Source organism: Cupriavidus numazuensis (genome assembly GCF_905397435.1).
Taxonomy (GTDB): domain Bacteria; phylum Pseudomonadota; class Gammaproteobacteria; order Burkholderiales; family Burkholderiaceae; genus Cupriavidus; species Cupriavidus numazuensis.
The window spans coordinates 80,985-95,794 of sequence record NZ_CAJPVI010000009.1; the positions used below are offsets into that span (position 1 = coordinate 80,985).

The 14,810-nt window shown below is 65.3% G+C and carries 12 protein-coding genes and 1 tRNA gene; 8 read left to right on the forward strand and 5 right to left on the reverse strand.

The genetic code is table 11. The features are described from left to right. Positions 1-40: 40 nt before the first annotated feature. The 3 genes from KHO41_RS09335 to KHO41_RS09345 all read right to left on the reverse strand — a co-directional run bounded on the left by KHO41_RS09335 (position 41) and on the right by KHO41_RS09345 (position 5,280). Positions 41-127, reverse strand: a tRNA-Leu gene (locus tag KHO41_RS09335). Positions 128-942: 815 nt separating this feature from the next. After that, on the reverse strand, positions 943-4,053 hold the full coding sequence (locus KHO41_RS09340) for an efflux RND transporter permease subunit (RefSeq protein ID WP_211953004.1): 3,111 nt from the start codon (positions 4,051-4,053) through the stop codon (positions 943-945). 9 nt (positions 4,054-4,062) lie between these two features. Further along, positions 4,063-5,280, reverse strand: a complete 1,218-nt coding sequence (locus KHO41_RS09345; RefSeq protein ID WP_211953005.1) for an efflux RND transporter periplasmic adaptor subunit — start codon at positions 5,278-5,280, stop codon at positions 4,063-4,065. A 342-nt stretch (positions 5,281-5,622) separates the two neighbouring features. Between KHO41_RS09345 and hpnD the strand changes: the two genes are divergently transcribed. Next, positions 5,623-6,459, forward strand: a complete 837-nt coding sequence (gene hpnD, locus KHO41_RS09350; RefSeq protein WP_211953080.1) for a presqualene diphosphate synthase HpnD — start codon at positions 5,623-5,625, stop codon at positions 6,457-6,459. Positions 6,460-6,504: 45 nt separating this feature from the next. Beyond that, the gene (locus tag KHO41_RS09355) at positions 6,505-7,764 is read left to right on the forward strand and encodes a Zn-dependent hydrolase (protein WP_211953006.1); all 1,260 of its coding nucleotides are present in this window, start codon (positions 6,505-6,507) and stop codon (positions 7,762-7,764) included. A 20-nt stretch (positions 7,765-7,784) separates the two neighbouring features. Here the strand turns inward: KHO41_RS09355 and KHO41_RS09360 are convergent, their stop codons facing one another. Continuing rightward, the gene (locus KHO41_RS09360) at positions 7,785-8,138 is read right to left on the reverse strand and encodes a hypothetical protein (RefSeq protein WP_211953007.1); all 354 of its coding nucleotides are present in this window, start codon (positions 8,136-8,138) and stop codon (positions 7,785-7,787) included. Positions 8,139-8,427: 289 nt separating this feature from the next. Here KHO41_RS09360 and ompR point away from each other — a divergent pair, with 289 nt between their 5' ends. From ompR to KHO41_RS09390, 6 genes are all read left to right on the forward strand, one after another. Next, positions 8,428-9,150: an osmolarity response regulator transcription factor OmpR gene (gene ompR, locus KHO41_RS09365; RefSeq protein WP_010810107.1), complete on the forward strand. Its 723-nt coding sequence runs from the start codon at positions 8,428-8,430 to the stop codon at positions 9,148-9,150. Between the two features lie 21 nt (positions 9,151-9,171). Continuing rightward, a complete protein-coding gene (locus KHO41_RS09370) occupies positions 9,172-10,521 on the forward strand; it encodes an ATP-binding protein (RefSeq protein ID WP_211953008.1) in 1,350 nt (449 codons plus the stop codon). 255 nt (positions 10,522-10,776) lie between these two features. Next, positions 10,777-12,084: an MFS transporter gene (tcuC, locus tag KHO41_RS09375; RefSeq protein ID WP_211953009.1), complete on the forward strand. Its 1,308-nt coding sequence runs from the start codon at positions 10,777-10,779 to the stop codon at positions 12,082-12,084. 261 nt (positions 12,085-12,345) lie between these two features. Next, on the forward strand, positions 12,346-12,894 hold the full coding sequence (locus tag KHO41_RS09380) for a peroxiredoxin (protein WP_211953010.1): 549 nt from the start codon (positions 12,346-12,348) through the stop codon (positions 12,892-12,894). A 106-nt stretch (positions 12,895-13,000) separates the two neighbouring features. Next, positions 13,001-13,522, forward strand: coding sequence for a carboxymuconolactone decarboxylase family protein (locus KHO41_RS09385; RefSeq protein ID WP_211953011.1), 522 nt, complete (start codon positions 13,001-13,003; stop codon positions 13,520-13,522). A gap of 166 nt (positions 13,523-13,688) precedes the next feature. Next, positions 13,689-14,261: a GNAT family N-acetyltransferase gene (locus KHO41_RS09390; RefSeq protein WP_211953012.1), complete on the forward strand. Its 573-nt coding sequence runs from the start codon at positions 13,689-13,691 to the stop codon at positions 14,259-14,261. A gap of 36 nt (positions 14,262-14,297) precedes the next feature. On the opposite strand, the gene ispF is transcribed toward KHO41_RS09390, so the two are convergent. Then, positions 14,298-14,807: a 2-C-methyl-D-erythritol 2,4-cyclodiphosphate synthase gene (gene ispF / locus KHO41_RS09395; RefSeq protein ID WP_211953013.1), complete on the reverse strand. Its 510-nt coding sequence runs from the start codon at positions 14,805-14,807 to the stop codon at positions 14,298-14,300. Between the last annotated feature and the right edge of the window lie 3 nt (positions 14,808-14,810).

The window sequence follows — 14,810 nt, forward strand, 5'->3', positions numbered from 1 at the left end:
GTCAGCCTTTCGCCACACGAATGGAGAATGAATGGGGGATTGGTGCGAGGGAGGGGACTCGAACCCCTACACCATTGCTGGCGTCAGGACCTAAACCTGGTGCGTCTACCAATTTCGCCACCCTCGCGGTCCTTGCGAGCCCCCGGACGGGGCCGCGATGCTCGTTGCAGCGATGGCGCGAAAGCAAAAAAGGCGGCTGGAACTGCCCGCCTTCCTGTGTCGCCTGCCGCCGCGCTTGTGCGTGCTCTGCAACGAAGCAGCGGATTGTAGCGCAAGCCTCGGGGGGAATCCAGCCCCGCCCCGGCGACATAGTGCAAGCCCTCATGTGACTTGCCTTTCGCGATGGTAGTCCGCGATCTATGCTGAAGTTGTGGGACGCCTTCGGCATGCACGCACAACGTCGCAATGCTGGAAAGCTCCTGCGATGCCTCAGCCCCCGAACGGAGGGGATATGAAACTACCTGTCTTGCTGTTGGCAGCTTCGATGGCGCTTGCATGGTCATCGACGGTCAAGGCTGCTGGTTGTCAGTACGACATGCAATGCAAAGGGGAACGGATTTGCCAGCAGGGGCAATGCGTTTCGCCCGATGCGGACGAGCAGGCGGACTCGCCCGCGCCCAAGCCCGCGCAAGCCACCAGGGCATCGCCTCCTGCTGCGCCGGCGGCAGTTGCGCCTGCACCGGCCGCGACTGCCACCGCAGCAGCGCCGCCTCCCCCACCCCCGCCAGCGCCTAGGGGTTGCTGCACGGTAGCGGGCAAGCTGAGGCTGAGCCCGGCCACCGCCGGCGACACGTCGCTGGTGATTGGCGACGCTTGCCAGGGAATGACGAATTCCGGCAAGCCCGTTCCCGGGACGCTCTGCAACTAGGTGGCCTGGCGCGGATCAACGCCGGCGCACGCGCCCATCGGTGCGATGCGGGCGGGTCGATGTGTCCCGCGCGGTCAGGCCGTCACCGGCCCTGCTCCCGCCTCAGGCTTGCTGACGCGGAACCATGCCGCATACAGTGCCGGCAGGAACAGCAATGTCAGCACCGTGGCGATGATCAGCCCGCCCATGATGGCCACGGCCATCGGCCCCCAGAACAGCGAGCGTGACAGCGGAATCATGGCCAGCACGGCCGCCGCGGCGGTCAGGATGATCGGGCGGCAGCGGCGCACCGCCGCTTCGACGATGGCATTCCACGCCGGTACGCCGGCCTTGATGTCCTGTTCGATCTGATCCACCAGGATTACCGAGTTGCGGATGATCATGCCGAGCAGCGCGGTGATGCCGAGCTGCGCGACGAAGCCCATCGGTGCGCGCAGCAACAACAGCGTGGCAGCCGCGCCGATCAGGCCCAGCGGCCCCGTCAGGAACACCATCAGCGCGCGCGAGAAACTGTGCAGCTGAAGCATGAGCAGCGTGAAGATCAGGAAGATGCACAGCGGCAACTGCGCTGCGATCGACGCCCCTGCCTTGCCGCTTTCTTCCTCTGCCCCTGCCACGGTGATGCGATAGCCCGGCGGCAGTTGCTCGCGCAGCTTGTTGAGCAGCGGATCGATCTGCGCGGTGACGGTCGGCCCCTGGATGCCGTCCACCACATCGGCCTGCACGGTCACGCCGAAGTCGCGATTCTCGCGCCAGATCACGCCCGGCTCGGACCGCAGCGACAGCCGCGCCACCTGCGTCAGCGGCACGACGCGGCCAGTGTTGGTGGGCACCTGGATATTGCCCAGATCCGACATGGTGTCGCGCTCATTGCGTGGCGTGCGCATCATGATGTCTATCAGCTTGTCGCCGTCGCGGTACTGGCCCACCGGTATGCCGGTCAGTACGGTTTGCGTGACGCGCGCAATGGAACTCGTGGTCACGCCGAGCGCGCGCGCCTTGTCCTGGTCAATCTCCAGGCGCAGCACCTTGACGCTCTCGTTCCAGTTGTCGTTGACGCCGACCGTATTCGGGTTCGCACGCATCAACGCCTTGACCTGGTCGGCGAGTTGGCGGACGCCGGCGGCATCCGGGCCGATCACCCGGAACTGCACCGGATAGGCCACGGGAGGCCCATTGGGCAGCAGCTTGACGCGCCCGCGCAACTGCGGAAATTGGGTGTTGAGCACCGCAATCACGCGCTGGCGCAAGGCGTCGCGCGCCTCGGTGCTGACGGGCAGCACGATCACCTGCGCCACGTTGCTTTGCGGGAAGATCTGGTCCAGCGGCAGGTAGAAACGCGGCGCGCCGGTGCCGACAAACGTGGTGAGGCTCTGCACGTCGCGATCCTGCCGCATGGCGGCCTCGAAGCGCCTGGCCTCGGCCTCCATCTGCGCAAAGCTGGTGCCTTCCGGCATCCACAACTCGACCATCAGTTCAGGCCGGCTCGAGTCCGGGAAGAACTGCTTCTCGACAAACTTGAACGCATAGATGCCCAGTGCAAACGTCACCAATGTGATGACGATGACGGTCTTGCGCCATGTCACGCACCAGTCGACCAAGCGCCGGAAGCTTGCATAGAACGGCGTATCGAACACCTCGTGATGCTCGCCCCCGCCTGGGCGCGACTTCAGCAACAGGTAGCCCAGGTACGGCGTGAAGTAGACCGCGGCCAGCCACGACAGCACCAGCGCCAGCGCGGTCACGGCGAAGATGGCGAAGGTATATTCGCCGACCGTGGATTTCGCGAGGCCCACCGGCAGGAAGCCTGCGGCCGTAATCAGCGTGCCGGTCAGCATCGGCATGGCGGTGGAGCTGTAGGCGAAGGTGGCGGCTTCCATCTTGGAAAGCCCCTCCTCCAGCTTGCGCACCATCATCTCCACTGCAATGATGGCGTCGTCGACGAGCAGCCCCAGCGCCACGATCAACGCGCCGAGCGATATCTTGTGCAGGCCGATGCCGAAGATGTTCATGAACAGGAACGTCACCGCGAGCACCAGCGGAATCGTCAGCGCCACCACAAGACCCGGGCGCACATCGAGGCGCAGTGGCCGCGTATGCAGGCCTAGCGAGACGAAGCTGACGCCCAGCACGATCACCACGGCCTCGATCAGCACATGCACGAACTCGCCGACCGAACGCTTGACCGCTTGCGGTTGGTCCTGCACCTGCTCCAGCTCGATGCCGACCGGCAACTGCCCGCGCAGGCGGTCGAACGCGCCGCGCAGGTTCTTGCCGAGCTCGATGATGTCACCGCCTTTCGCCATCGAGATGCCAAGCCCGACCACGTTCTTGCCGTTGTACCGCATGGTGCTCTGCGGCGGATCGACGTAGCCGCGATACACGTGCGCAATGTCGCCCAGGCGGATATTCGCAATGCCGTTGGGACCGCGCAGCACCAGGTTCTCAAGGTCTGAAACGCTGGCGAACTGGCCCGTCACGCGCACCTGCAGGTTATCGGTCGGCGTGACCAGCACGCCGCTGCCATTCAGGTTGTTCTGCTGCGTGATCTGGTCGGCAATGGCGTTGATATCGAGCCCTAGCTGTGCGAAGCGCGTCTGGTTGAACTCGATGTAGATCTTCTCGTCCTGCAGGCCCAGCAGCGACACTTTGGCCACGGCCGGCACGCGCAGCAGTTCCTGTCGCACCAGGTCGGCATACTCGCGCAGTTCCTTGTAGTTGAAGCCGTCGGCGGACAACGCGTAGATGGTGCCGTACACGTCGCCGAACTCGTCGTTGAAGTACGGGCCGCGCACCCCGGCCGGCAGCGTCTGCGCGATATCGCCGATCTTCTTGCGTACCGTGTACCAGATCTGCGCGGTGTCCCTGGCCGGAGACGTGTCCTTGAGCTGGAAGATGACCGTGGTCTCGCCCGGCTTCGAAAAGCTGCGGATCTTGTCGGCATATGGCACTTCCTGCAGTTGCCGCTCGATCTTGTCCGTCACCTGTACCGCGATCTGCTCGGCGGTGGCCCCGGGCCAGAACGCCTGCACCACCATCACGCGGAAAGTAAATGGCGGGTCCTCGTCCTGCCCGAGCCGGAAGAACGCCATCAGGCCCGCCAGCAGCAGCACCACCAGCAGGTAGCGGGTCAGCGGCTGGTGTTCCAGCGCCCAGCGCGACAGGTTGAAACGGGAATGATCCATGCCTCGCCCTCAGCCTTGCTGCGGGACGGGGGCGGCCGTCGGCGTCGGGGATGGGGCGGACGGCGCCGATGCTGGCACGACCGCCTGCATCGGCCTGACCCTCTGCCCCGGCTTGAGCAGGTGCACGCCGGCCGTGACAATGGTCTGGCCAGGTGCCAGGCCCTGGCGCACTTCGATCTCGTTGCCGACCGGATCGCCCAGCGTCACCTGGACCGGCTTGACCGTGCCGGCGGCCGCGTCATAGACCCAGACCTGGTTGCGGCCCTGCTCCTGCAGCAGCGCGGTCAGCGGCACGCGTACCGCCGGCACTGCGCCCGTGCGCACGAAGGTCACCACCGCGGTCATGCCGAGCTTGAGATCTGCCGGCGGATTCGGCACCGACACACGCGTGGCATAGGTGCGCGTCACGGGATCGGCGGCGGCCGCAATCTCGCGTACGCGTGCAGGCAATGCGCGGCCCGGATCGGCCCAGGTGCGCACCGTCACATCGGTAATGCCGCGTAGCTGGTCGACCTGATCTTCGGGCAGCCCGATGGCGACCTCCTTCTCCGCCGACTGCGCAACCCGGATCACCGCCTGCCCCGCGGTAACGACTTGCCCGACCTCCGCATCCACCGCCGTTACCACACCATCGGCATCGGCCAGCAACACGGCATAGGCGGTCTGGTTGGCCTGGCTGCGCAGGCCTGCCTCGGCCTGCTTGAGGCGCGATTCGGCGGCATCGAAGGTGGCCTGGCGCCGATGCTGCTCGGCAGCGCTGATAAAGCCCTTCACGAACAGATCGTTGTAGCGTTTGAGGTCGGAGGCTGCCAGGTCGCGGTCCGTGCGCGCCGCATCGAACTGGGCGCGCGAGCCCGCCTCGGCCAGTGACAGGTCAGTCGGATCGAGGCGCGCCAGCGGCTGGCCTTTGCGTACGACCGCGCCCACGTCAACCAGGCGCGCCGCAATCTTGCCGCCCACACGGAAGCCCAGCCGCGACTCCACGCGCGGCCGCACGTCGCCAGAGAACTCGAACGTCGTCTTGCCGGTGTGCTGGCTCAGCTGCAGCAAGCGGACGGGCCGGGCCTCAGGCGCGGGCTCGCTCTTCTTGCCGCAACCCGCCAGCGCCACAACCGCCCCCGCGAGCACGGCGGCGCCAACGCGGACAAGCCGCCGACGCGACAGGGAATTGGGGGATATCTCGGGACGAACGGCCGCAACTTCCGGCACTTGGCAATGCACTGGCATGGGTAAGCAGCGAATCGAACAACGTGGGAAAGCTGATGCGGCCCGTTCCGGAGCCTTGCAGCGCACAATCAGCACAACATGCGTGCGTACCGGAAATTAATAACTGGCCGGTCAGCAATATAGCGACGACCCTCAGGTGCGTCAAACGCCGGGTGACGAAACTGCCAGAATGACCACCGAAGCTTCCTTCTAGACCGCTGAACGGTACGAAATCACGGTAGGCGCTGCCTGCATGTGGCCGCTACCAGCACGGGAACCGACTATGGCTCAATGCTACAATCCCGCCGCCGCCAGGCCCTGACGCCGCCCGCACCTACCCTACCTCACCAGACCGAGACCGGCGTGACGCCCGATCAGTATTGCCAAGAGAAAGTCGCCCAGAGCGGCTCCAGCTTCTATTACAGCTTCCTGTTCCTGCCCGCCGAACGCCGGCGCGCGATCACAGCGCTTTACGCCTGGTGCCGCGAAGTCGACGATGTGGTCGACAACGCCCACGACCCTGGTCTGGCCCACCAGCAGCTGGACTGGTGGCGCGGTGAGTTGCGCCACCTGTTCGAAGGCGAGCCGACTCACCCCGTCACGCAGGCGCTGCGCCCGCACGTCAAGGCCGCTGGCCTGCCGCATGCCGAAATGTCGGAAGTGCTGGACGGCATGGAGATGGACCTGACCCAGAGCCGGTATCTCGACGAGATCGGCCTGAACCGCTATTGCCACTGCGTGGCCGGCGTGGTCGGCACGCTGAGCGCGCGGCTCTTCGGCTACTCGGATCCGCATACGCTGGTGTTCGCCGAGAAGCTCGGATTGTCGCTGCAACTGGTCAACATCCTGCGCGATGTCGGCGAGGACGCGCGCCGCGGCCGCATATACCTGCCGGTCGACACGCTGCAGCGTTTCCAGGTGCCCGCTTCGGAAATCCTCCAGGGCAAGCATTCCGAGCGCTTTGTCGCGCTGATGCAATACCGCGCCGGACGCGCCCGTGCGCTGTACCGCGAGGCGCTGGACCTGCTGCCGCGCCAGGATCGCCGCGCCCAGCGCGCCGGCCTGCTGATGGGCGCGATCTACCACGCGCTGCTCGACGAGATCGAGCGCAGCGACTTCCAGGTGCTGAACCAGCGCATTGCGCTCACGCCGCTGCGCAAGCTGTGGATCGCCTGGAAGACCTGGCTGCGCAACAGCTAAGCCCACAAAGTCATTCCCGCCTTGCACCACGCCGTTCGCCAAGCCATGACCCAGAATCCCCATCCGCTCGGACAGAGCATCATTGACCGCGCCGAAGCGCTTGCCCGGTTCTCCGACATGGAAGGCGGCCTGACCTGTGCGTTCCTCACGCCGGCGCACCGGTCCGCGCAAGCCCTGCTGGCGCAATGGATGGAGGAAGCCGGCATGCAGGTGCGCATCGATGCCATCGGCAACGTGATTGGCCGGTATGCAGCCGATGCCGGCGCCGATGCGCGCGTGCTGATGACCGGTTCCCACTTCGACACCGTGCGCAATGGCGGGCGCTATGACGGCCGTCTCGGCATCCTGCTCCCGATCGCCGTGGTCGGCGCGCTCAATGCCTCAGGCATCCGCCTGCCCTACCACCTCGAAATCGTCGGCTTCGCCGAAGAGGAAGGCCTGCGCTTCAAGACCAGCTTCCTGGCCAGCAGCGTGCTCGCGGGCCGCTTCGATGCGGCCTTGCTGGCGCGCACCGATGCCGATGGCGTGACGCTGGCCGAAGCGCTCGCGGCGTCCGGCCTCCCGGGCCATGGCGAGCTGGCGGCACTGCAGGCCGCTGCCGTCGATCCCGCCACGCTGCTCGGCTTCGTCGAAGTCCATATCGAGCAGGGACCGGTGCTGCTGAACAAGGACCTGCCGCTCGGCGTGGTCACACAGATCGCCGGGAGCAGCCGTTTCCAGGTGCGCATCGAGGGACAGGCCAGCCATGCCGGCACCACGCCGATGGGCATGCGCCGGGATGCCGCCGCCGGCACCGCGGAAATGATCCTGCTGGTGGAATCGCGATGCAGCGCGGTGCCTGCCCTCGTCGGAACGGTAGGGCAACTCCTGGTACCCGACGGCTCGAGCAATGTCATTCCCGCCGCCTGCACCTTTTCGATGGACATCCGCGCCGGCGAGGACGATATCCGCGAAGCCGCGATTGCCGACATCGTCGCCGGGATCCAGCAGATCGCGGCGCGCCGCGGCTTGTCGGCCCAGGTCGACCGGATCAAGCCGGTCTTCAACGCGCCTTGCGCGCGCTGGTTGATGGACCAGTTCAGTGCCGTACTGCGCAAGCGCGGCCTGGCCGCCTTCGAACTGCCGTCCGGCGCCGGGCACGACGCCATGATGATGCAGCGCATCACCGACGTCGCCATGCTGTTCGTCCGTTGCGGAAATGGCGGCATCAGCCACAACCCGCTGGAAACCATCACTGCCGAAGATGCGCAGCTCGCCGCCGAAGTGTTCGTGGATTTCCTGCGTCACTTCCAGCCCGAGGGCTAATGTCGGCCCCGCCAGCCGCCTTAGCCGCCCTGGTACATCTCGCGCCCGAGGTCGTATAGGTTCTGCCGAAGTTTGCGGCGCTCGTCGGGCGACAGGCTGGACCCCGAGCGCCCCGGACGGCCGGCGCGCTCGGCCTCGCGCTGTTCGGCTCGGTGGCGTTCGGCCCGCGCGCGCGCCTCGCGCTGGCCGGAAGCAGCTTCGCTGGCGTGGGTGGAGGGACGCTCGTGCCCGTGCAGCAGGTTGGCCATGCCGGCCGATTGGGCCACGGCCGGCCTTGGCGCCGCGCACAGCCACAGCGCCGCACCGGCGAGCACCAGACAGACGCCAAAGGCGCCGTGCAAGGTGAGCCCATGCCGGTTACGGTTCACTTTCATTGATAATGGCGTTCTTGGCCTCGAACTTGCAGCCGCCTGGACTGCATGAGGCCGGAAAAATTGGTACCCCGTCCGCGCGATCGCCGCAATGCAATATGCGGCGGACCGCAGATAATCCGATGGCAATACCCACGCCAACCGGATAATGAAGTAGTGCGACGTAGTGCGCGAAAGACGGTATGCGGCAGTGTAATGGCAGGGTTCGTGCATACCGCAATGCCACAGGGTAAAGTATGTAACGTTTTGTTAAGCCATTTTGAGCGAAAGCGATAGTCGCTAAGATACCGCCATGGAAAATACCAGCCACAAGATTCTCGTCGTGGACGACGACCCGCGCCTGCGCGATCTGCTGCGCCGCTATCTGGGCGAACAGGGTTTTACGGTACTAGTGGCCGAAAATGCCACTGCCATGAACAAGCTCTGGCTGCGCGAGCGCTTCGACCTGCTCGTGCTTGACCTGATGATGCCCGGCGAGGACGGCCTGTCCATCTGCCGCCGCCTGCGCGGCGCCAACGACCAGACGCCCATCATCATGCTGACCGCCAAGGGCGAGGACGTCGACCGTATCGTCGGCCTGGAAATGGGTGCCGATGACTACCTGCCCAAGCCGTTCAACCCGCGCGAGCTGATTGCCCGTATCCACGCCGTGCTGCGCCGCAAGGGACCGGCCGAGGTGCCCGGCGCGCCGTCGGAAACGCCCGAAACGTTCGCGTTCGGCGATTTCGTGCTGAACCTGGCCACGCGTACGCTGACCAAGAACGACGAGGAAATCACCCTGACCACGGGCGAATTTTCCGTGCTCAAGGTTTTTGCCCGCCACCCGCGCCAGCCGCTGTCGCGCGAAAAACTCATGGAAATGGCGCGCGGCCGCGAATACGAGGTATTCGACCGCAGCCTGGACGTGCAGATTTCCCGCCTGCGCAAGCTGATCGAGCCCGATCCGAGCAACCCACGCTTTATCCAGACGGTGTGGGGGCTGGGCTATGTGTTCATTCCCGATGGCGTGAAGTAATCCGGTCGGCCGCTCAACATCGTGGCGACCGCCCTTGGCCGTACGGCCACGCGTTTCTTTGGTTCGCTGTTCTGGCGAACCTTCATGCTGATCGCGCTTCTGCTGGCCATTTCGCTGGGCATCTGGTTCCAGAGCTACCGGCTGTTCGAACGCGCCCCGCGCGCGCAGCAGATCGCCATGCAGGTGGTCAGCGTGGTCAAGCTGACGCGTGCGGCCCTGCTCTATTCGGACCCGGCACGGCGCCGGTTCCTGCTGCTCGACCTGGTCCAGAACGAAGGCATCAAGGTCTATCCGCGCGAGAAGGACGACGATTTCGCCGCGCCGACCGCCAACCCGTTCCTGACCCAGCTGGTGCAGCAGGAAATCCGCAGCCGGCTCGGCGAAGACACGGTGCTGGCCACCACTGTCAACGATATTCCCGGCGTCTGGGTCAGCTTCGAGATCGAAGGCGACGATTACTGGGTCGCCATCAGCCCGGAGCGTTTCGAGCGCGTGTCAGGCATCCAGTGGCTGTGGTGGAGTATCGCGGCGTTGCTGCTGTCGATCATCGGCGCCGCGTTCATTACCGCGCGCGTCAACTACCCGCTCAAGCGGCTGGCCACTGCCGCGCGCGAGATCGGCGCGGGCGGCGATCCGCCGGCGCTGCCCGAGCATGGCGCCAGTGAAGTCGCGCTGGCCAACCACAGCTTCAACCAGATGGTGCGCGACCTGCGCCAGCTCGACGACGACCGCGCGGTGATGCTGGCCGGCATCTCGCACGACCTGCGCACGCCGCTCACGCGCCTGCGGCTGGAGACCGAGATGTCGCCGGCCGACAATGCCACGCGCGAAGCGATGATCACCGACATCGAGCAGATGGACGCCATCATCGGCCAGTTCCTGAACTACGCGCGGCCGCCGCTCGAGATGGTCGAGCCGGTGGACCTGTCGGCGCTCGTCCAGGATGCCGTGGGCGTCTACGCCGCGCATGACGACGTGCGCGTGCAGGTGCGCGCCAACGAGCCGGTCATGGCCGTGGCCAACCGCATGGAAGTCCAGCGCATCCTCGACAACCTGGTCGAAAACGCGCGCCGCTATGCCAAGAACGACGACACCGGCATTGCCGAGGTCGAGATCACCACGAAGCTCGACGACAAGGACGCCGTGCTCACCGTGGCCGACAACGGCAAGGGCGTGCCCGACGCCCAGCTCTCCTTGCTGACTCGCCCGTTCTATCGGCTCGACAGCGCGCGCAGCGAAGCCAAGGGCGCAGGGCTGGGCATGTCGATCGTCAACCGCATACTGCAGCGCAATGGTGGGCGGCTGGTGCTGTCGAACCGCTTGGCGCCCCACTCCGGCCTCGTGGTCAGCGCCTGCTTCCGCCGCGCCTGACGAACCCGGCGCCCCCTGCACATTGCAGGCGGGCAGCCCGGCAACTGACAGGTTTTCGACAGCTACTGATAGGGATCTGAAAGGTCTTTGACAGGACAATGACAGCGTCGCGGCGCACACTGGCGCCGGTCAGCAGGGCCGATGCATACGCATCCTCCCAGCCACGGCGACGCCTGCTGTCTCCTCCCCACGCCTGGCTGGCTCACCGAACAATCATGCGCCGGGACCCACCGGCGACGTCCGAGAGAGACAGCCATGTCAGAGACCTCCCAAACCGCCGGCCAACCGCAAGCGCAGCACGGATTCAAGACCGTGTTCCGCGTGGTCAGCGGCAACTTCCTGGAAATGTACGACTTCATGGTGTACGGCTTCTACGCCGCCGCCATTGCCAGGACCTTCTTCCCCAGCGGCGATGAATTCGCGTCGCTGATGCTGTCGCTGGCGACGTTCGGCGCCGGCTTCCTGATGCGTCCGCTGGGCGCCATCGTGCTGGGCGCGTACATCGACCATCACGGCCGCCGCAAGGGGCTGATCGTCACGCTCGCGCTGATGGCCGCCGGCACGCTGCTGATCGCATGCGTGCCCGGCTATGCCTCGATCGGCGTGGCGGCACCGCTGCTGGTACTGGCCGGCCGCCTGTTGCAGGGCTTCTCTGCGGGCGTGGAACTGGGTGGCGTCTCGGTCTACCTGTCGGAAATCGCCAAACCTGGCAAGAAAGGCTTTTACGTAGCCTGGCAATCGGCCAGCCAGCAAGTCGCGGTGATCTTCGCCGGCCTGCTCGGCGTAATCCTGCATGCCACGCTTGCACCGCAGCAAATGGATGACTGGGGCTGGCGCGTGCCGTTCCTGATCGGCTGCCTGATCGTGCCGTTCCTGTTCCTGATCCGCCGCTCGCTCGAAGAGACCGAGGAGTTCAAGGCCCGCAAGCATCGCCCCACCGTGCGCGAGATCTACCGCTCGATGGCCGAGAACTGGCGCATCATCATTGCCGGCTGCATGATGGTCGTGATGACGACGGTGTCGTTCTACATGATCACCGCGTACACCCCGACCTTCGGCAAGACGGTGCTCAAGCTCGACGATGTCGACAACCTGATCGTCACGATGTGCGTGGGCCTTTCGAACTTCATCTGGCTGCCGTTGATGGGCGCGGTGTCCGACCGCATCGGACGCAAGCCGCTGCTGTTGTTTTTCACGGCAGCTACGTTGCTGACCGCCTATCCCGCCGTCACGTGGCTGGTGGCCGAGCCGTCGTTCTCGCGCCTGCTGATGGTCGAGCTGTGGCTGTCCTTCCTGTACGGCAGCTATAACGGTGCGATGGTGGTCACGCTGACCGAGGTCATGCCGCCGGCCGTGCGTACTGCGGGCTTCTCGCTGGCCTATAGCCTGGCCACGGCGCTGTTTGGCGGCTTCACACCGGCCGTGTCGACCTACCTGATCCACGCCACCGGCAACAAGGCGGCTCCTGGCCTGTGGCTGATGTTCGCCGCAGCCTGCGGCCTGGTCGCTACCCTGATCATCTTCCGCTCGCGCCGCAGCCAGCCCGCGCTGCGTACGGCCTGACGTCCACGTGCCGTTCCCGCCACGCCGGCCCCATGGGGCCGGTCGTGGCATACTTGCCGACTTGCGCAAACTGTCATGTGCGACGATTAAGGTCGCCATCCGCGCCGCCTATCGGGCTGTTTGAGAATTTCAATTAGCCCTGCCGTGCGTCATGACGCATAATCTCGCCTTGTCGCGGTGCACCAAAGCACCGGCTCCGGCCGGCGGCAAAAGTGCCCGCATTTGCACAAACTCTCTCTTCAACCGTATCAGGAGAAGTCTATGAAGACCGTTGGTGACAAGCTCGAAGCCTTCCACGTCGTTGGTGTCAAGCCGGGTTTCAACAACCACGAAGAAAACGGCCAGTCGGCTTTCGAAGACATCACCGAAAAGTCGTTCGAAGGCAAGTGGAAGATCATCTACTTCTACCCGAAGGACTTCACGTTCGTGTGCCCGACCGAAATCGTGGCATTCGCCAAGCTGAACGGCGATTTCGCTGACCGTGACGCCATCGTTCTGGGCGGCTCGACCGACAACGAATTCGTGAAGCTGGCATGGCGCCGCGAGCACAAGGATCTGAACAAGCTGAACCAGTGGCAATTCGCCGACGTGACCGGTTCGCTGGTGGACCAGCTCGGCGTGCGTGACCAGGCTGCTGGCGTGGCCCTGCGTGCGACCTTCGTGGTCGATCCGCACAACGTGATCCAGCACGTTTCGGTGAACAACCTGAACGTCGGCCGCAACCCGGAAGAAGTGCTGCGTATTCTGGACGGTCTGCAAACGGACGAACTGTGCCCGTGCAACCGCGCCGTTGGCGGCGCAACGCTGTAATTGCTGCAAGGTTGCCGGTAATTACGGCGACTCGCGGAGGGTTCTTCCCCTCCGCCCCAAACCCGCAGACGCGGGTTTTTTGAGCCCTGATCGATAGGAGAATTAAATGGAATTCCTCAGCACGATTAAGAATCTCATCCCCGACTACGCCAAGGACATCCGCCTGAACGTGGACGGCACCATTGCGCGTTCCTCGCTCGAAGGCAATGACGCCGTGGGCGTGGCGCTGGCAGCGGCTTTCGCCGCGCAGTCCAAGGTGCTCGTGGATGCGATCCGCAACGCCAACGTGCTGTCGGCCGAGGAAGTCAATGGCGCGCTGACCGCCGCCGCGCTCATGGGCATGAACAACGTCTGGTATCCGTACATCGAGATGGCGGACGATCCGGACCTGGCCAGCCAGCCGGCCGGCCTGCGCATGAACGCCTACGCCACCCATGGCGGCGTGGACAAGCGCCGCTTCGAAATGTACGCGCTGGCAGCCTCCATCGTCGGCAAGTGCCATTTCTGCGTGAAATCGCACTACCAGTTGCTCAAGAACGAGCAAGGCATGACCTCGCAGCAGCTGCGCGACGTCGGCCGCATTGCCGCGGTCATCGCGGCAGCCGCCAACGTGATTGCCGCCCAGTAACGCGACCCCTCGGCGCCAACGCGGTACCACAACAGCCGGCACCTTCCCAGTGGGAAGTGCCGGCTGTTTGCATGTGCGGTCCCGACAACGGCCGAAGGCACCACTCGTGCAGTGAACGGCCTACAATCCAGACAAGACACGCACTCAGTCACCCGCCCCCCGCACCATGAGCATCCTGCCTTCGCCAACCTCGCCGCGCTTCCACTACCGCCTCGCCACCGTCCAGGACTGGGGCGACATCGCCGCTGTCACGCAGCAGGCGTATTCGCAGTACGAACTGGAAATCATGGAGGATTGCCGCGCCTCGTTCCAGCGCGGCATGCAGGCCGTGCTGGCCACCAGCCACCCCGATATGGAATGGTGGGTGGCCGAGACGGAACATGGCATTGCCGGCGCCGTCCTGTTCTGCCACCCCGGCGCGACACTGCCGGCGCTGGATGGCAGCACGATCACGCTGACCCAGCCGGAAGCCCGGCTGCTTTCCGTCAGCCCGCAAGCACGCGGCCTCGGGCTCGGCCATACGCTGATGCAGATCTGCATCCAGCGTGCGCGCGATATCGGCTCGCCGACGCTGCTGGTGCGGACCATGCCCGAAATGGCGTCCGCCAATCGCCTGTGCCAGCAGATGGGCTTTGCCAAGCGCACTGAGGCTGGCGCCCGAACGGGCGCCATGGCGAGGCTGGTCGACTACAGCTACGCCATCACGCCAGAGAGCGCGACTGCACCGGCCAAGGCGTAAGCGCTACCGCATCCGCGAACTCGATCCGGGCCGCGCTCAGTCCTGCGCGTCCGGGATTGCTCCGCGCCAGATCAGGACCGCGGCCTGGGCCACGATGCCTTCTTGCCGCCCTTCGAAGCCAAGCTTTTCGTTGGTCTTGGCCTTGACGTTGCAACGCGCGGCGGGCAAACCCAGGTCTTCGGCAATGTTCGCGACCATGCCGGGAATATGCGGCGCCAGCTTGGGCTGCTGCGCGATCACCGAGGCGTCGACATTGCCGATCTCGTAGCCGGCCTCGCGCACGCGGCGCGCGGCTTCCCGCAGCAGCACGCGGCTGTCGGCACCGGCGAACTGCGCATCCGTGTCCGGGAAGTGCCGCCCGATGTCGCCAAGCCCCGCCGCACCGAACAACGCGTCGGTAATGGCATGCAGCAGCGCATCGGCATCCGAATGGCCGAGCAGGCCGCGGTCGTGCGGAATATGCACACCGCCCAGGATCAGATTGCGGCCGGGCACGAGCGCGTGGACGTCATAGCCCTGCCCCACGCGGATATCAAAAGGCATCATCGA